Here is a 14791-nt window from a genome sequence, read left to right as displayed (position 1 = left end):
CACGCTCGGTCAGACGTGCTCCTCGTACGGTTGCACGACCACGAATCCGCCGGAGTCGTCGAAGCGCATCTGGTACCGCTCGCCGGACTCCTGCCCGATCATGTCGGAGAGGCTGCGGTTGACCTCCACGTTCGGGGAGGTCCCGCCCCACGCGACGGTCGCGCTGGGGTCCGTCGCGACCGGCGGCTCCAAGACGATCGGGTCGCCGTGAGTGGTGATCGCGACGTAGCCGGGCCCCTCGAGGTAGACGTTGCTGAAGCCGCCGGCGAGCGAGCCGGCGAGGCTGTCGATGGTGCTGATCTCGTAGGAGAGCGATTCCTCGAAGGCGAGCACGTCCTCGCCGTTGACCGTGATCGACTCGCCGGCGTCGAGCTCGACGACCTGCACCTTCTTGCCGCCGTCGGCGAAGTAGACGTGACCCTGCCCCTCGACGGCCATGATCGGCGTCCCCTCGCCGGTGGCCGCCTCCTTGAGGAAGCCGGTGAGCCCGCCCTCCGCGGACGCCTTCCCGGTGAACGAGACGTCGCCGGTGTACGCTATCATCGACCCGGCCTTCGCCATCACCGTGCCGTCGACGTCAACGTCGAGGGTGTAGCTGTTCTCGCGCTGGAACGGTTCCGCGCTCTCCGTCGGTGCGTTCTCGGCTGTAAACTGATCGAGATTCATGAGCGGGGACCGAACCCTTATAGACGGCCGTTCGCCGTCCGGTTCGGCTGGGTGACACTTCCTCGCTATCGGATATGAATGTTCATGGTCTCGACTCGTAGAGCGGCCCGGCCACTCGCTCGGTGGGCGTCTGTCGCCACCTCAACGCGTCTCTACTACCCCCTCGGCGTGCGCCTCCCACCCTCTCGCCGACCGTCGGTCGATCCTCAGTAGACGACGAGCGAGAGGTACAGCTGGCCGATCCCGGCGACGATCATCACCGCGCCGGCGACGCGCTTCAGGGTCCCGGCGTGGGTCATCACCCGGTTGGCGTTGCTGATCAGCCCCACGCCGGTCGCGACGGTCGTCGCGGCCATCAGGACCGCGACGACGCCGGCGTACACCGAGAGGACGAGGAGGGCGGCCTCGTCGGGGAGCGCGATGGCGCGCGCGACGACGGCGAGGAAGATGGGGGCGACGCAGCCCGCGCCGGCGAGCGCGTACCCCGCCCCGAAGAGGCCGAACCCGAAGACGCTCGTCCGGCGCTTCGGCAGCGAGACGGAGACCGAGGGCGCCCGTCCGGCGACGACGAGCAGTCCGAAGACGACCAGCAGCCCGCCGACGAGCGTCTCGAAGACGGTGATGTTCGACAGCGTCGACTGCCCGACTCGGACCGTCGCGCCCGCGAGCAACGTGAACGTCGCCAGCACGCCGACCGCGGCCGCGAGGCCGCGAACCCCCGCCCCGGTCACCGAGGCCTCGTCGGCGTCGACGGAGTTCACGTAGAAGCCGACGTACCCCGGCAAGAGCGGGTACGCGCACGGCGAGAAGAACGTCGCGACTCCCGCGGTCACGGCGAACGGGACGTTGGTCGCGAGCGAGACGTCGGTCATCGGGTGATGCGCCCCGTCACCGATCCGTCGGCGCCTCCCGTCATCGATCGGTCGATGCGTCCCGTCATCGGTCGAGCGCCTTCTGGATTCCCTCGACGAACTCCTCCGTCGTGTGGGTCCCGGACGTCGCCCAGCGGACGCGCCCCGTCGCGTCGATGGCTCGCGCGCTCGGGTAGCCGCCGACGTTGAGTCGGGCGGCGAGCTCGGCCGAGACGTCAGCCGCGACGAGCCAGTCGCCGTCGTTCTCGCGCCACCAGTTGACCACCTTCTCCTCGCTCACTGAGCCGCCGACATCCTGAGGCGTCACCGAAACGAACAGCGCCTCGTCGCCGATCCGGTCGTGGGCCTCCGCGAGGTCGGGCATCTGCTCGACGCAGGGCTTACACCATGTCGCGAAGAAGTCGACGAACGTCGGGCGGTCGGGGGCCGGGAGCGTCACGTCGCCGTCGCGGCTCCCGGGCGCTTCGATCGTGTCGAGCGTCACCGGCTCGATCGGCTCCGGCGCGTCACCGCCGCCGAGCGCGTCGGGGACGCCGCCGGTCGCGACGGCGCCGGCCCCGCCGAGGGCGCCGACGCTCGCGAGCCCGGCGAGGAGGTGGCGGCGCCTCACGCGGTGACCACCCGCTCGAAGTCGTCGACGATCCGCTCGACGTCCGTCTGGGGACCCCTCGGGTACACCCGCTCGACGATCCCGTCCTCGTTGGCGAGGAGGATGATACCGACGTGAGGGAACCGGTACTCGATGTTCTGGTACTCGTCCGCGTCCCGCTTCTCGATCACGAGCCCGAACTCCTCGTCCATCAGCTCCTGTCCCCGCTCGTAGCTCTCCGGGCGGAGGAAGTGCCAGTTGCCGGCGCCGAGGTCGACGCCGCGCTGGCCGGCGTACTCGCGGAGCACCTCGGCGGTGTCGCGCTCGGGGTCGAACGTGAGCGCGAGGAACGCCGCCTCGTCGCCGAACCCCTGCTCGGCGGCGTACTCCTGTGCGCGCCGGAGCCGGAGGATGAGCGCGGGACAGACGCCGTCGGGGCAGTTGGTGTAAAACGAGGTCCACAGGACGGCGCGCTCGCCTTCGAGGCCCTCGGTGGACACCTCCTCGCCCGTGATCGGATCGGGAACCGTGATGTGTGGCATCTCGTCGCCGTAGCTCGGGTGCGACGCCTCGCTGAGGTCCCGCTCCGGCGGGCCGAGGACGGTCCCCTCGGCGCCGCCCGCGCCGAGGACGCCGAGACAGCCGGCGGTCGCGGTGGTGGTGGTGGCGGCGCCGGTCGCGGCGAGCGACCGCAGGTAGGTGCGACGATCCATGTGTATGTTCGTCCTACGCGGACGCTCGTAAATGAACCTCGCGACTGATGGCACGCGATGAGCACAGGCGGCCCGTACCCGAGAGAGTCACAGCGGTCGCCGGCGACCGACCGGCCGGGATGGTCATGGTACCACGACCCTCGCAAGCGTTATCCCCGAAAGGCCTGTACGTTTGGTTGCAATGGCAAACGGTAAGGTTGACTTCTTCAACGACACTGGCGGCTACGGTTTCATTTCGACTGACGACGGCGATCTCGACGACGACGAGGACGTGTTCTTCCACATGGAAGACGTCGGCGGCCCGGACCTCGAGGAGGGCCAGGAGGTCGAGTTCGACATCGAGTCGTCCCCCAAGGGACCCCGCGCGACGAACCTGACGCGCAACTAACGATTCTACCGCGGACGCCGCGTCCGCACGCACTACCGGACCCCGTCGCCGGTCACCGAGACCGGCGACCGTTCCGTTCTTTCACGCTTATTTCACCCCGACGAGCGACGCGCCTGGACAGTTAACTACAGTCACGCGCTCCCGGTCGCCGACCGCGAGCCGCGGCGATCGACCGTTTAAATACGAGCGCGGGCAAGGCGACTCACAGTGAGCGATCCGATCCCGACCGGCTGTCGGCCGGTCGACGACCTGTTGGGCGGCGGGTTCGAGCGCGGCGTCGTCACGCAGGTGTACGGCCCGCCCGCGGCGGGGAAGACGAACCTCGCGCTGGCCGCGGCGGTCGAGGTCGCCGGCCGCGGCGACCGCGCCCTCTACATCGACACCGAGGGGCTCTCTATCGACCGGTTCGAGCAGCTGGCCGCGGGGAGAGCCGACGACCCCGCCGTCGACGACACGGTCGAGGAGATCGCGTCGCGGCTGGTGATCTCGGAGGCGTACGACTTCGACGACCAGCGCGAGGCGGTCCGCGACGCCGAGGAGCTCGCCGAGGAGGTCGAGCTGATCGTGTTGGACTCCGCGACCGGCTTCTACCGGCTGGAGCGCGCCGGCGACACGGAGGGCGGCGAGTCCCTCCGGAAGGTCGCCAAGCAGGTGACGCACCTCCTCTCGCTGGCCCGGCGTCACGACGTCGCCGTCGTGATCACGAACCAGGTGTTCACCGATCCCGACTCCGACCGCGACCGCGCGCTCGGCGGCAACACGCTCAACCACTGGACCGGCGCAATCGTCCGCGTCGACCGCTTCCGCGGCGGGAACCGCCGGGCGACGCTGGAGAAGCACCGCTCGAAGCCCGCCGGCGACACCGCCACCTTCCGGATCGTCGCCGACGGGCTCTCCGAGGGCACCGAGGCGTAGTCCGGAAGCCGGAGATCAGCCACGCTCGGACGGTTTTAGCGGGAGAGTGACGAGAAGACGCGGTGAAAAGCCGGAGCCGTCGAGCGCCGTCCTACCGGCTCACAGCTCGCCGAGCTTGCGGAGCAGCTGGCCGCGGTACTCCTCGTCGGCGTTGACGCCCTTGATTTCGAGGACGTTGCGCTCCAGCTTGTCGAGCGCGACGTGGAAGGCGTGTTCGGCGCCGTACCCCTCGCCGGAGCCGCCGACCTGGCCCTCGTTGGTCCGGAGACGGATCTGACACTGGATCAGGGGCGTGCCGCGGAGCTTCTCCTTGTGCGCGTGGAGCCGGACGTGGGCGTGGATGACGTGCATCGCGGCGTACTTGTCGGCGACCTGCTCGATCGACTCGACGATGTGCTCGCGGGTGGTCGTGTCAAGCAGCTCGACGTTGGTGATCTGAACGTCCATCGAGTCCTGCTCGGTGAACGTGAGCGCGCGGAGCACGTCGGTCTTCGTCACCATCCCGGCGACGGTCTCGGCGTCGCCCGGCGTGACGACGAGCCCGGAGATGTCGTTGTCGAACATCCGTTCGACGACGGCCTCCGCGGTCTCGTCGGCCGTCGCGGTGACGACGGGGCTCGACATGATGTCGTACACCGGGATGTCGAGCATCCGGTCGATGTCGCCGGCGCGGTCGCCGCTGCCCTGCCGCTCGTGGTCGCGGACGACGAACTCGACGATGTCGTTGGTGGTGACGACGCCGACCAGCCGGCCGTCTTCGTCGAGGACCGGGAGCCGGGAGATCCCGTTCTCGCGCAGGCGGTTGATCGCGCGGCCGACGCTGTCCTTCTCGTTGATCCCGATGACGTCCTCGGTCACGACCTGCCCGACGGTGATCGCGTCGAGGCTCTCGAGGACGGCCTCGAGGATCTGGTCGACCGTGACGATCCCGTAGAGCTTCTCGCCCTCGTAGACGGGGGCGATCTTCACGTCGCCCTCGACGAGGAGGCGGGCCGTTTCGCGAACGTCCTCGTGGCGGTCGACGGAGGGCGCGGGCTTCATGACGGCCGACACCTTGGTGTCGTCCTCCATGCGCGAGCGCATGAGCTGTTTTTCCCCGACCACGCCGGCGTACTCGCCGTCGTCGGTGACGATGATCCCCTTCGGATTCTCGCGCTCGAAGATGGACCGGACCTTGGCGAGTCGCTCATCGACGTCGACCTCGACGTACTCCGGCACCGCGATATCAACAATATTCATGGTCCAGTTCGGACGTTCGACGCGCCGGGTATTGAAAGTGCGGGAGGCGTGCTCGATGCTGAGATCGAGTCCCTCGTCAGTCAAGCTGAACCCATTTCCGTGCGGCCGACGAGAAAAGCGTATGCGACTCTCCACGGCGCTGATCGCGATCGGAGTCCTGCTCATCGTGATCCCGGTACCGATTCCGATCCCGTTCATCGGCCTATTCACCGGGACGATCGCCCTGATCGCCGGCGCCGTCCTCCGGCTGCTGGGCGCGTGAGACCGCGCGAGCCGCCCGGCTCCGAGGGCTCTCGGTCGGGTGGCCGGTCGCCGCGGCAGAGCCGGTGAAACCTTTTTGCCGGTTACCCACCGAGGGTGAGACGTGTACGACGCCGTCGTCCTCGACAACGACGGAGTGCTCGTCGGACGGACCTCGTTCGACACGCTCCGGGAGGCCGCCTGGGACGCGTTCGTGAGCCTCGGCGTCGAGGACCCCGACCTCGCCCACGTGGACGACGTCGCCGTCGGCGTGGACCCCGCGACCCTCACCGACATCTGCGAGCGCTATGGGGTCGACCCGGGGGAGTTCTGGCGCGTTCGCGACGAGCTGGCCTCGGCCGCCCAGATCGACGCGGCCCGGAAGGGACGGAAGACGCCGTACGAGGACGTCGACACGCTCCGGTTCCTCGACACCCCGCTCGGCGTTGTCTCCTCGAACCAACAGGCGACCGTCGACGCAATCCTGAGCCACTTCGGCCTCGCGGGGCAGTTCGATGTGGCGTACGGGCGCGAGCCGTCGATCGCCAGCCTCTCGCGGAAGAAGCCGTCGCCGTACTACCTCGAACGCGCTCTGGAGGACCTCGGGGCCGAGACGGCGCTGTTCGTCGGCGACAACGAGTCGGACGTACGCGCCGCCGACAACGCCGGGATCGACTCCGCGTTCGTGCGGCGACCGCACCGGCGCTCGACCGAGCTCTCATGCCAGCCGACCTACGAGATCGACGACCTCCACGACCTCGTGAGCATCTGCGGACGGGCGCCGGTGGACGCGGAGCGCGGCGGTCCGGTCTGATCCGCCCTCAGCCGGGCGAAGCCGGACGCTTTTTGTTTCGCTCGGGCCCAGCGTCGGGCATGGACCTCCCGCCCGTCGGTCTCGGCACGATGGGGATCGACGACCCCGACGCGGTCGCGACCGCGCTCGCCCTCGGCTACCGTCACCTCGACACCGCGCGGATCTACGGCAACGAGGCGGTCGTCGGCGAGGGGCTCGCCGACGGGCTCGCCGCGAGCGACGCGAACGGCGACGGCGTCGCCGGCGGCGAAGATCTCGCCCGCGGCGGCGTGCGTCGCGAGGACGTGACCGTCGCGACGAAGCTGTGGATCGACGACCTCGCCGGCGACGACGTGGGGCCGGCGGCCCGCGAGAGCGCCGATCGGCTCGGCGTCGGGGCGATCGACCTGCTGTACGTCCACCGCCCGCGGGGCGACTACGGCCCGGAGGCGACGCTGCCCGCGCTCGACCGGCTGGTCGAGGAGGGGCTCGTCCGGAACGTCGGGGTCTCGAACTTCGAACTCGACCAGCTGGACCGCGCGATCGAGGTCCTCGACGCGCCGCTTGCGGCCCACCAGACCGAGCTGCACCCGCTGTTTTATAAGCCCGAGCTGCTGGAGCACGCCCGGGAACACGGCTACACCGTGGTCGCCTACTCGCCGCTGGCCGGCGGGCGAGTGAGCGAGATCGACGCCGTGATCGAGGTCGCGGAGGCGCGCGACGCGACGCCCGAGGCGGTCGCGATCGCGTGGGCGACCGCGAAGGAACCGGTCGTGACGATCCCGAAGGCGTCGAGCGAGCGCCACCTCCGCGCGAACCTCGCGGCCGCGGAGCTAGAGCTGACCGCGGAGGAGATCGCCGCGATCGACGCGGTCGAGCGCGAGGAAGAGCTGTTCCCGGAGTAGCCCGCGACGCCGGTGTGTACAGCTTCGTGTATAAAAATCGCGGCAGGAGCGCCGAGATCGACACGATCCCGCGTCACTTTTGTATCGGCTCGCCCTCGGTTCGAGTATGAGTGAAGGCACCGACGACGCGGACGCGACGACGATCATCGACGGCGAGGCCGTCGCGGCCGACGTGCGCGCCGACGTGACCGAGCACGTCGAGACGCTGGAGGCGGCGGGCGTGACCCCGGGGCTCGCCACCGTGTTGATGAGCGACGACCCGGCCAGCGAGACGTACGTCTCGATGAAGCAGCGCGACTGCGAGGAGGTCGGTATCGAGAGCGTCCACGTCGAGATCGACGCCGACGCGCCCGCCGAGGAACTGTACGACACCATCGACGACCTCAACGAGCGCGAGGACGTCCACGGCATCCTCGTCCAGCTGCCGGTCCCCGACCACGTCGACAGGCGGAGCGTCCTCCGGCGGATCGCCCCGGAGAAGGACGTTGACGGCTTCCACCCGGAGAACGTCGGCCGGCTCGTCGCGGGCGACGCCCGATTTAAACCTTGTACCCCGCACGGCGTCCAGAAGCTCCTCGCGGCGTACGACGTGGAGACGGAGGGCGCCGACGCGGTCGTCGTCGGCCGGTCAGATATCGTCGGGAAGCCGATGGCGAACCTCCTGATCCAGAAGGCGCCGACCGGGAACGCGACCACGACGGTCTGTCACTCCCGGACCGAGGACCTGGAAGGGAAGCTCGCGGACGCGGACCTCGTGATCGCCGCCGCCGGCATCCCGGAGTTCGTCGACGGTTCGATGCTGAAGGAAGGGGCGACGGTGATCGACGTGGGGATCAATCGGGTCGACGCGGACACCGAGAAGGGGTACGAGCTGGTGGGCGACGTGGAGTACGAGTCGGCGAGCGAAGTGGCGGGGGCGATCACGCCGGTTCCCGGCGGCGTCGGGCCGATGACGCGCGCGATGCTCCTTTATAATACGGTGAAGGCGGCCGGGCTCCAGCACGACGTCGACGTGGATCTGGACTGAGGCGGAGAGGCGGCGGGCTCGGTGGATTGCTGCAGTTGGTGTTTGTACGTGGTTGACGGTCAGTTATAAATAGCCGAGTACGGGTCAGCGATGATTTCTCCCAAAACCTCAGCCGCTCGGTTAAAAAACGTCTGCTGCAGAACCGACGGTGAACACCGCCAAAGCCCCAGCCGCTCGGCGATACGTGACTGGTCTCTTTGCGGTGAACACCTCCAAAGCCCCAGCCGCGAGGGCTCGCGCGGCTCGCTGCGGTCCTCGGTCAGTCGCTTCGCTCCTTCCCTGCGGTCCTTGCGTCGCCGTGCTTCGCCCTCACGGCTGCCCCTTTGATTCCCTCCCACCGCAACCGCACCGCGCCTCATACCTCCCCAGCCTCGTCGGTCGCCCCTCCGCGTTGCTCCGGGCGACCGACTCCCTCGCGCGCGCTGCTCGCGGGCTTACAGCCCGCTCGCAGGCACGCGCCGCCGCGTCTATTTATAAATAGGCCGTCGTCGTCGCGGTCTCGTCAGTCGTCGTCGGCCGTGGCGGCCCGGTTCCGGATCTCGATGCGCCCCTCGACCGCGGGGTCGATCCCGTGTTCGCGGGCGTAGGCGGCGAGCACCTCGTACTGGATGTCGGCCTCGTCGATCCGGTGGCGCTGCGCCAGCGTCGGGAACTCGTGTTCGGAGTGGAGCAGGTACTCCGAGACGGCGACGGTGTAGCGCGCCTCGGGGTCGATCGGCTCGCCGCCGACGGTGGCCTCGAGGACGAGCTCGGCGTCGGCGTCCCAGACGACCTCGGCGTTCGAGACGTGGCCGTGCCACCAGTCGTCCTCGCCGAAGTCCACGTCGGGCGCGGCCATCTCGCGGAACACGTCGTGCAGCTCCGCGCCGGTGACCGACGCGAGCGCCACGGGCTCCTCGAACGGGATCAGGCTGATCAGGTCGGCCTTCGTCACCTCGCCCGCCCACGGGTCGCCCTGTCGCAGCCCGCCGGCGTTCGAGAGCCCCACGTCGGCGTCGTGGGCCCACCGGAACGCGTCGGCGACGAAGTTCCCGACGCGGCACTCGCCGCCGTGGACCACGTCGCCGGTGCGCTCGATGGGATCGTCGACGACGTCGATGGTCTCGTCGAGGTCGGCCGCGGCCATCCGCTCCGCGAGGGCGGCCTCGAGCCCCGGCGCGGGATCCGCGCCGTCGGGCTCGTGGAGGGTCGCGGCCGGGACGTGACTTCCGGCGTCGTTCGTCGCGCCGTCGCCCGACCCGTCGGCCATCGCGTCGCTCGAAGCGCCCCCGCCGAACGCCACCTCGGCGACCGTCTCGCCGTTGACGCCGGGCCGAACGATCCGGGTGCCGGCGACGACCTCGTTGCGCCGGCTGTGGACGTGACCGCCGAGGATCGCGTCGATGTCGAGCGCGCGGGCGAGGTCGTCGTCGCCCGCGCCGAGATGCGAGAGGACAACCGCGTAGTCGAGCCCGGGGGCGGCCGCGCCGGTGCCTCCGCTCTCGCCGCGCTCGGCGACCGCGGTCCGCATCTCGGCGAGCGCGTCGCGCGCGGCGGCGACCGGGTCGTCGAAGGAGAGCTCGGCGGCCATGGGGTTCAGCGAGTCCGTTGCGGGGTCAGTGACGCCGACGAACCCGACCGTCGCGCCGTCGATCTCGAGGGTCGTCCACGGGACGACGCCCTCGTCGCGGCCGAAGGGCTCGCCCGCCTCGTCGCGGACGTTCGCGGAGACGAAGGTCGCGGGCGCGTCGGCGACGAGCCCGCGGAGCGCGTCCGGCCCGTAGTCGAACTCGTGGTTGCCGAACGTGTCGAGCCGGGTGTCCGTGGCCGCGTAGAAGTCGAGGACCTGCCGCCCGCTCGCGACCAGCGAGAGGACGCCCGGCGCGGTCGTGTCGCCGGTGGCGACCACCGCGGCGTCGGGGCCCGAGAGCGCCCGGATCCGACCGGCGAGGCGGGCGGCTCGCGCGGGCGCGTCGAAGACGTTCTCGATGTCGGAGTAGTGGACGAGTCGGACCATTCGATGTGCGGGCCGAGGGGCGAGCGACGCTTAAGAAACGCGGAGTCCGACGGGGCCGATTCCCACCCGTGACTCCCGCTCGCACACGCGAGGCATATTGAAAGCGCTTTTATGGACGTCCGGACTACGTCGGGTCACAGCCTCTGTGGGGTTGATGATGTGCCGTTCCGTTAGGGACCGACCACGGGACGGACACGCGAGCCCGCACGGAGGATAGGTGAACAACATATGCCCGTTTACGTAGACTACGAAACCCCAGCCGACCTCGCCGAGCGATCGCTCGAAGCGCTCGAGGTCGCCCGAGACACAGGCACCGTGAAGAAAGGAACCAACGAGACCACCAAGGCCGTCGAGCGCGGCAACGCCGACCTCGTCATCGTCGCGGAGGACGTCTCCCCCGAGGAGATCGTCATGCACCTCCCCGAGCTCGCCGACGAGAAGGGAATCCCGGTCGTCTTCGTCGACACGCAGGACGACGTCGGCCACGCCGCCGGCCTCGAAGTCGGCTCGGCCGCCGCCGCCGTCGTCGACGCCGGCGACGCCGACGACGACGTCGAGGACATCGGCGAGAAGGTCGCGGAGCTCCGATAACCACCCATGAGCGCAGAAGAGGGCACCGGCGACTCGACCACCGCCGAGGTGATCGAGGTCGTCGGCAAGACCGGGATGCACGGCGAGGCCATGCAGGTCAAATGCCGCATCCAAGAGGGATCGAACCAGGGCCGGATCATCACCCGGAACGTCCTGGGCCCCGTCCGCATGGGCGACGTGCTCCAGCTCCGGGAGACCCAGCGCGACGCCGACTCCATCGGAGGGCGATAACCAATGGTCGAGACACGCACCTGCGACTACACCGGCGAGGAGATCGAGCCCGGCACGGGCACGATGTACGTCAAGAAGAACGGACAGATCCTCCACTTCGTCGACTCGAAGGCGGAGAAGAACTACTTCCTCGGCCGCGAGGCGCGCGACCTCGAGTGGACCGAGGAAGGGCGCGAGCAGGGTGGCGAGTAGATGAGCCACCACGACGAGCGCACCTTCGTGATGGTGAAGCCCGACGGCGTCCAGCGCGGCCTCATCGGGGAGATCGTCTCCCGCTTCGAGGAGCGCGGGCTGAAGCTCGTCGGCGGGAAGTTCATGCGGATCGACGAGGACCTCGCCCACGAGCACTACGGCGAGCACGAGGGGAAGCCGTTCTTCGACGGCCTCGTCGACTTCATCACCTCCGGCCCCGTCTTCGCGATGGTGTGGGAGGGAGCCGACGCGACCCGACAGGTCCGCGCGATGGTCGGCGAGACCGACCCCGCCGAGTCCGCCCCGGGCACGATCCGGGGCGACTTCGGCTTAGACCTCGGCCACAACGTGATCCACGCGTCGGACCACGAGGACGAGGGCGCGAACGAGCGCGAGATCGACCTGTTCTTCGACGAGGACGAGCTCGTCGACTACGGCCTCGACACCGCCGCGTGGGTGTACGAGGACGAGCAGCACTGACCGCGCGCGCCTTCTTTCCCGTTTATTGCCGCCCGCGAAGAGCGGAGAGCGACCGCACCGTTGACACACCGCGTTTCCGGTGAACGATCATCACTGAACGGGCGTTGTCGGGCGGTTTTCCTGTCAAAGAGGTATATAAACTCCGCGCACGCGACGCGAAACGGCCCCCTCAGTCGTCGAGCGCCACGATGCGACCGTCCTCGGTGACGACGAGGACCTCGTCGGTCCCGTCGCCGGTCACGTCGGCGAACAGCGGGCCCGCGTACACCACGGCGGCGCCGACGTCGCCCCGGGCGATCGCCTCGCCGCTGGGGTTCAACGCGAGCACGTCGCCCTCTCGATTCACCGCGACCGGACCGGTGCCGGCGTCCGCGCTGACGGTGCCGACGCCCGGGGCGTTCACTCGGGTGTCGCCCCCGTACTGCTGTTTCCAGACGACCTCTCCGTCGAGGAGGTCGACCGCCCACACGCTGCGCACGCCGCCGACGTGGATCCGACCGCGGTCGGCCTCGCCCACGGTGACGGGGAGGTCCTGAAGTCCGACCTCGTACCTGCTGGAGCCGTCGGCGACCTCGATCGCCTCCAGGTTCCCGTTCGTTCCGCCGAGCGCGATGACGGGGCCCCTCCGCGTGTCGGCCGCGTTCCAGCTCAGCGGTGTGACCGACGGTGTCGCCGTCCAGCGAGCGTCGCCGTTCGCGTCGAGCAGGCGCACCGTCGTCTCCTCGCCGCCGACGGTCGCGACCGCGATTCCCCGGGCGTCGGCCGCCGCATCGCCGGACTCGTCGCCTCCGGAGCCGACGATCAGCGGCCGTCGGTCGACGGGCTCGCCGAGAGACGTCTCGAACACGGTGTCACCGCCGTCGGCGACGGCGACGACGCGGCCGTCGGCCGTGGCCGCGGCGACCTCGCTGCCGCCGTCGGCGTCGAGGTCGCCGATCGCCGGCCGGATCCCGCCCGGTCCGTCGAGGTCGACGGTAAACCGCGTCGAGCCGTCGGCCGCGTCGAGGACGACGAGCGATCCGGGCGCCGTCGTGAACGCGACGACCGACTCGCCGTCGAGCGTCCCCGCGACGAGGCGGCTGGTCCCGGGCGGGTCGTCGGCTCCCCCGGCGTCGCCGGATCCCGTATCGCCGTCGCCGCCGGCGGCGTCGCCCGCGGCGATCGCGGAGAGCGGTGTCCGCCACGCGACGTCACCGCCGACCGCGGTCGCGCGGACGACGCGCTCGCCGTCGGCAGTCGTCGACTGGACGACGACCGGGTCACCGTCCATCGTGGCGACGACCGCGCCGCTGCCGTCGTCGCCCTCGACGGGGTCGGTCTCCCACACGATCTCGGCGTCGACCGCGCCCTCGTCGATACCGACGAACGCGAAGAGGGCGACCCCGACGCCGGTCGCACCGCCGGCGAGGAGGATCAGGCTCGCGAACAGAACGCGACGGTCCATTAGCCGTCCCTTCGGGCGTCGCGGTCATACGACTGTCGGATGCGGTGGGGCGGCACCTCGGGACGACGGCGAACGAGAGCGGGCTACAGCAGGCTGGCGACGCTGTCGACGCGGTCCGGGCCGACGAGCTCCCGGAGCGCCTCCGGGTCGCGATCGCCGTTCGCGTTCACGAGGTAGACGGCGCCGTCGCGGTCGCCGTAGGCGCCGTGGAAGTCGTAGACGAATCCGTACACGTCGGCGTCGGCCGCGGTCTCGGTCCCGCGGGCGATCGCGACCTGCTCGTGGACGTTGTACTCGACGAGCCGGTTGCGGAGGCTCGCGGCGGTGCCGTCGTCCTCGTCGATCGCCGCGAGCCCAGCCTCGACGATCGGGGCGAGCTCCGCCACGTCCGCCCGGACGCCCGGCTCCTCGGGGACGGCGCCGTCGCGGACCGCGGCGAGCGCGGCACCGACCGCGCCGCAGCCGGTGTGACCGACGACCGCGAGCACGTCCGTGTCGGTGTGGCCCAGCGGATAGGCGACGCTCCCGGAGAGCACGCGCTCGCCGTCGACGACGCTGCTCACGCGGTTCCCGATGTTGCCCGCGGTGAAGAGGAAGCCCGGCCGGTCGACAGCCCACATACCCTCCTGTGACACGCGCGAGTCCGAACAGCAGACGGAGACGACGGGCGGGCGCTGCCCGTCGCGCCGGGCGGCGAGGTCGGCGGCGGCCGCGGAACCGACGTGCTCCCCGTTGCGGTCGAGCAGGTCGGCGAGGAGTTCGCGGGTCATACCCGAAGGCTCGGCGCCCGGGGGCGAAAACGGAGGCGGACCCGGCGAGTTTCGTGTCCGTCGGCGCGCGTCCGGAGGGTCGACGCGTGCGGCGCGTCCGCCAACATGGCCGGGTGGTCAGATCACCAGTCCGACGATCTGGATCAGAAACCCGAAGACGAACACGGCGAGCAGCGCGATCGTCGCGACCACGACGGCCGGGGCGAGCGCCTCCTCGTTCTCGTCGAGGACGATGCTTTCCATGTCTTGCATACGAAGCGCCTCGTCGCCGCGGGGTTTGAACGCTTCGCTCGCGTCCCGGCGCCGGGACGCCGCCCGCGGCGGTCGTGGCCGATCCGGCTCCGGGGACGAGACCCCGCTCCGTGCTATCGATTGGCACGTGCAACGCACACACGCGTCTCCCATCACTTATACCGACGAACGCACTACTGACTGTATGAGCGAAGAATCCGGGCGTCGGAACCTCCGAATGCCCTCGGACGACGAAGTGTTCGCCGTGGTGACCGAGCACCTCGGCGGGAACCACGTCCGCCTGCGCTGCGTCGACGGCGAGACGCGACTGGGCCGGATCCCCGGCCGCATGAAGTACCGGACATGGATCAGCGAGGGCGACGTCGTGCTCGCCGAGCCGTGGGACTGGCAGGACGAGAAGGCGAACGTCGAGTGGCGCTACGACGACGACGACGCGGACCAGCTGCGGCGCGAAGGACACATCCAGTAGTCGCTTCTGAGCGACCCGT

General features: G+C 69.9%; 20 protein-coding genes. 11 read left to right on the top strand and 9 right to left on the bottom strand.

Going from position 1 to position 14791, the window contains the following annotated elements:
* Positions 1-9: 9 nt before the first annotated feature.
* The 4 genes from Hrr1229_RS12425 to Hrr1229_RS12410 all read right to left on the bottom strand — a co-directional run bounded on the left by Hrr1229_RS12425 (position 10) and on the right by Hrr1229_RS12410 (position 2840).
* Complete coding sequence (locus Hrr1229_RS12425) at positions 10-666, bottom strand: AIM24 family protein (protein ID WP_123112600.1); 657 nt, start codon at positions 664-666, stop codon at positions 10-12.
* Between the two features lie 206 nt (positions 667-872).
* Positions 873-1538, bottom strand: coding sequence for a cytochrome c biogenesis protein CcdA (locus Hrr1229_RS12420; protein ID WP_123112601.1), 666 nt, complete (start codon positions 1536-1538; stop codon positions 873-875).
* Positions 1539-1602: 64 nt separating this feature from the next.
* Positions 1603-2148 carry a TlpA disulfide reductase family protein gene (locus Hrr1229_RS12415; RefSeq protein ID WP_123112602.1) on the bottom strand — a complete coding sequence of 182 codons (546 nt, stop codon included), beginning with the start codon at positions 2146-2148 and terminating at the stop codon, positions 1603-1605.
* Positions 2145-2840, bottom strand: a complete 696-nt coding sequence (locus Hrr1229_RS12410; protein WP_123112603.1) for an SCO family protein — start codon at positions 2838-2840, stop codon at positions 2145-2147. Before Hrr1229_RS12410 ends, Hrr1229_RS12415 begins: the two co-directional genes overlap by 4 nt.
* Positions 2841-3021: 181 nt before the next feature.
* Here Hrr1229_RS12410 and Hrr1229_RS12405 point away from each other — a divergent pair, with 181 nt between their 5' ends.
* Together Hrr1229_RS12405 and radB are read left to right on the top strand one after the other, a co-directional pair.
* Positions 3022-3228: a cold shock domain-containing protein gene (locus tag Hrr1229_RS12405; protein ID WP_004046191.1), complete on the top strand. Its 207-nt coding sequence runs from the start codon at positions 3022-3024 to the stop codon at positions 3226-3228.
* Between the two features lie 207 nt (positions 3229-3435).
* Positions 3436-4143, top strand: coding sequence for a DNA repair and recombination protein RadB (radB, locus tag Hrr1229_RS12400; protein ID WP_123112604.1), 708 nt, complete (start codon positions 3436-3438; stop codon positions 4141-4143).
* A 99-nt stretch (positions 4144-4242) separates the two neighbouring features.
* Here the strand turns inward: radB and Hrr1229_RS12395 are convergent, their stop codons facing one another.
* Positions 4243-5382, bottom strand: coding sequence for a CBS domain-containing protein (locus Hrr1229_RS12395; protein WP_123112605.1), 1140 nt, complete (start codon positions 5380-5382; stop codon positions 4243-4245).
* 121 nt (positions 5383-5503) lie between these two features.
* On the opposite strand from Hrr1229_RS12395, the gene Hrr1229_RS12390 reads away from it, so the two are divergent.
* From Hrr1229_RS12390 to Hrr1229_RS12375, 4 genes are all read left to right on the top strand, one after another.
* Positions 5504-5644, top strand: a complete 141-nt coding sequence (locus Hrr1229_RS12390; protein WP_176329410.1) for a hypothetical protein — start codon at positions 5504-5506, stop codon at positions 5642-5644.
* A gap of 102 nt (positions 5645-5746) precedes the next feature.
* Positions 5747-6436, top strand: a complete 690-nt coding sequence (locus Hrr1229_RS12385; RefSeq protein ID WP_123112606.1) for an HAD family hydrolase — start codon at positions 5747-5749, stop codon at positions 6434-6436.
* 59 nt (positions 6437-6495) lie between these two features.
* The gene (locus Hrr1229_RS12380) at positions 6496-7320 is read left to right on the top strand and encodes an aldo/keto reductase (RefSeq protein WP_123112607.1); all 825 of its coding nucleotides are present in this window, start codon (positions 6496-6498) and stop codon (positions 7318-7320) included.
* Positions 7321-7426: 106 nt separating this feature from the next.
* On the top strand, positions 7427-8347 hold the full coding sequence (locus Hrr1229_RS12375; RefSeq protein WP_123112608.1) for a bifunctional methylenetetrahydrofolate dehydrogenase/methenyltetrahydrofolate cyclohydrolase: 921 nt from the start codon (positions 7427-7429) through the stop codon (positions 8345-8347).
* 502 nt (positions 8348-8849) lie between these two features.
* Here the strand turns inward: Hrr1229_RS12375 and Hrr1229_RS12370 are convergent.
* Positions 8850-10343 (bottom strand): bifunctional metallophosphatase/5'-nucleotidase, encoded by a 1494-nt coding sequence (locus Hrr1229_RS12370; RefSeq protein ID WP_123112609.1) that lies wholly within the window; start codon positions 10341-10343, stop codon positions 8850-8852.
* 228 nt (positions 10344-10571) lie between these two features.
* Here Hrr1229_RS12370 and rpl7ae point away from each other — a divergent pair, with 228 nt between their 5' ends.
* The 4 genes from rpl7ae to ndk are packed head-to-tail and all read left to right on the top strand — an operon-like array spanning position 10572 to position 11837.
* Positions 10572-10934, top strand: coding sequence for a 50S ribosomal protein L7Ae (rpl7ae, locus tag Hrr1229_RS12365; RefSeq protein ID WP_123112610.1), 363 nt, complete (start codon positions 10572-10574; stop codon positions 10932-10934).
* Positions 10935-10940: 6 nt separating this feature from the next.
* Positions 10941-11165, top strand: a complete 225-nt coding sequence (locus Hrr1229_RS12360; RefSeq protein ID WP_004046478.1) for a 30S ribosomal protein S28e — start codon at positions 10941-10943, stop codon at positions 11163-11165.
* 3 nt (positions 11166-11168) lie between these two features.
* A complete protein-coding gene (locus Hrr1229_RS12355) occupies positions 11169-11357 on the top strand; it encodes a 50S ribosomal protein L24e (protein ID WP_050024967.1) in 189 nt (62 codons plus the stop codon).
* Positions 11358-11837 (top strand): nucleoside-diphosphate kinase, encoded by a 480-nt coding sequence (gene ndk / locus Hrr1229_RS12350; protein WP_123112611.1) that lies wholly within the window; start codon positions 11358-11360, stop codon positions 11835-11837.
* 169 nt (positions 11838-12006) lie between these two features.
* Here ndk and Hrr1229_RS12345 read toward each other — a convergent pair whose 3' ends face one another.
* The 3 genes from Hrr1229_RS12345 to Hrr1229_RS18215 all read right to left on the bottom strand — a co-directional run bounded on the left by Hrr1229_RS12345 (position 12007) and on the right by Hrr1229_RS18215 (position 14303).
* The gene (locus tag Hrr1229_RS12345) at positions 12007-13281 is read right to left on the bottom strand and encodes a PQQ-binding-like beta-propeller repeat protein (protein WP_123112612.1); all 1275 of its coding nucleotides are present in this window, start codon (positions 13279-13281) and stop codon (positions 12007-12009) included.
* Between the two features lie 83 nt (positions 13282-13364).
* Complete coding sequence (locus Hrr1229_RS12340; protein ID WP_123112613.1) at positions 13365-14051, bottom strand: carbonic anhydrase; 687 nt, start codon at positions 14049-14051, stop codon at positions 13365-13367.
* A gap of 117 nt (positions 14052-14168) precedes the next feature.
* Entirely contained in the window at positions 14169-14303 is a 135-nt protein-coding gene (locus Hrr1229_RS18215) for a hypothetical protein (protein WP_255212498.1), read from the bottom strand.
* Positions 14304-14487: 184 nt separating this feature from the next.
* On the opposite strand from Hrr1229_RS18215, the gene eif1A reads away from it, so the two are divergent.
* Positions 14488-14772 carry a translation initiation factor eIF-1A gene (gene eif1A / locus Hrr1229_RS12335; protein WP_123112614.1) on the top strand — a complete coding sequence of 95 codons (285 nt, stop codon included), beginning with the start codon at positions 14488-14490 and terminating at the stop codon, positions 14770-14772.
* Positions 14773-14791 lie beyond the last annotated feature (19 nt).

The sequence above is a fragment of the Halorubrum sp. CBA1229 genome, assembly GCF_003721435.2.
GTDB lineage: Archaea > Halobacteriota > Halobacteria > Halobacteriales > Haloferacaceae > Halorubrum.
This window is presented reverse-complemented; position numbering and strand designations above follow the sequence as displayed.

Excerpts from the sequence above, each read along its gene's own strand:
- Hrr1229_RS12425 (WP_123112600.1), bottom strand. The coding sequence starts at position 666 with ATGAATCTCGATCAGTTTACAGCCGAGAACGCACCGACGGAGAGCGCG.
- Hrr1229_RS12420 (WP_123112601.1), bottom strand. The coding sequence starts at position 1,538 with ATGACCGACGTCTCGCTCGCGACCAACGTCCCGTTCGCCGTGACCGCG.
- Hrr1229_RS12410 (WP_123112603.1), bottom strand. The coding sequence starts at position 2,840 with ATGGATCGTCGCACCTACCTGCGGTCGCTCGCCGCGACCGGCGCCGCC.
- Hrr1229_RS12405 (WP_004046191.1), top strand. The coding sequence starts at position 3,022 with ATGGCAAACGGTAAGGTTGACTTCTTCAACGACACTGGCGGCTACGGT.
- Hrr1229_RS12395 (WP_123112605.1), bottom strand. The coding sequence starts at position 5,382 with ATGAATATTGTTGATATCGCGGTGCCGGAGTACGTCGAGGTCGACGTC.
- Hrr1229_RS12390 (WP_176329410.1), top strand. The coding sequence starts at position 5,504 with ATGCGACTCTCCACGGCGCTGATCGCGATCGGAGTCCTGCTCATCGTG.
- Hrr1229_RS12380 (WP_123112607.1), top strand. The coding sequence starts at position 6,496 with ATGGACCTCCCGCCCGTCGGTCTCGGCACGATGGGGATCGACGACCCC.
- Hrr1229_RS12375 (WP_123112608.1), top strand. The coding sequence starts at position 7,427 with ATGAGTGAAGGCACCGACGACGCGGACGCGACGACGATCATCGACGGC.
- Hrr1229_RS12370 (WP_123112609.1), bottom strand. The coding sequence starts at position 10,343 with ATGGTCCGACTCGTCCACTACTCCGACATCGAGAACGTCTTCGACGCG.
- rpl7ae (WP_123112610.1), top strand. The coding sequence starts at position 10,572 with ATGCCCGTTTACGTAGACTACGAAACCCCAGCCGACCTCGCCGAGCGA.
- Hrr1229_RS12360 (WP_004046478.1), top strand. The coding sequence starts at position 10,941 with ATGAGCGCAGAAGAGGGCACCGGCGACTCGACCACCGCCGAGGTGATC.
- Hrr1229_RS12355 (WP_050024967.1), top strand. The coding sequence starts at position 11,169 with ATGGTCGAGACACGCACCTGCGACTACACCGGCGAGGAGATCGAGCCC.
- ndk (WP_123112611.1), top strand. The coding sequence starts at position 11,358 with ATGAGCCACCACGACGAGCGCACCTTCGTGATGGTGAAGCCCGACGGC.
- Hrr1229_RS12345 (WP_123112612.1), bottom strand. The coding sequence starts at position 13,281 with ATGGACCGTCGCGTTCTGTTCGCGAGCCTGATCCTCCTCGCCGGCGGT.
- Hrr1229_RS12340 (WP_123112613.1), bottom strand. The coding sequence starts at position 14,051 with ATGACCCGCGAACTCCTCGCCGACCTGCTCGACCGCAACGGGGAGCAC.
- Hrr1229_RS18215 (WP_255212498.1), bottom strand. The coding sequence starts at position 14,303 with ATGCAAGACATGGAAAGCATCGTCCTCGACGAGAACGAGGAGGCGCTC.
- eif1A (WP_123112614.1), top strand. The coding sequence starts at position 14,488 with ATGAGCGAAGAATCCGGGCGTCGGAACCTCCGAATGCCCTCGGACGAC.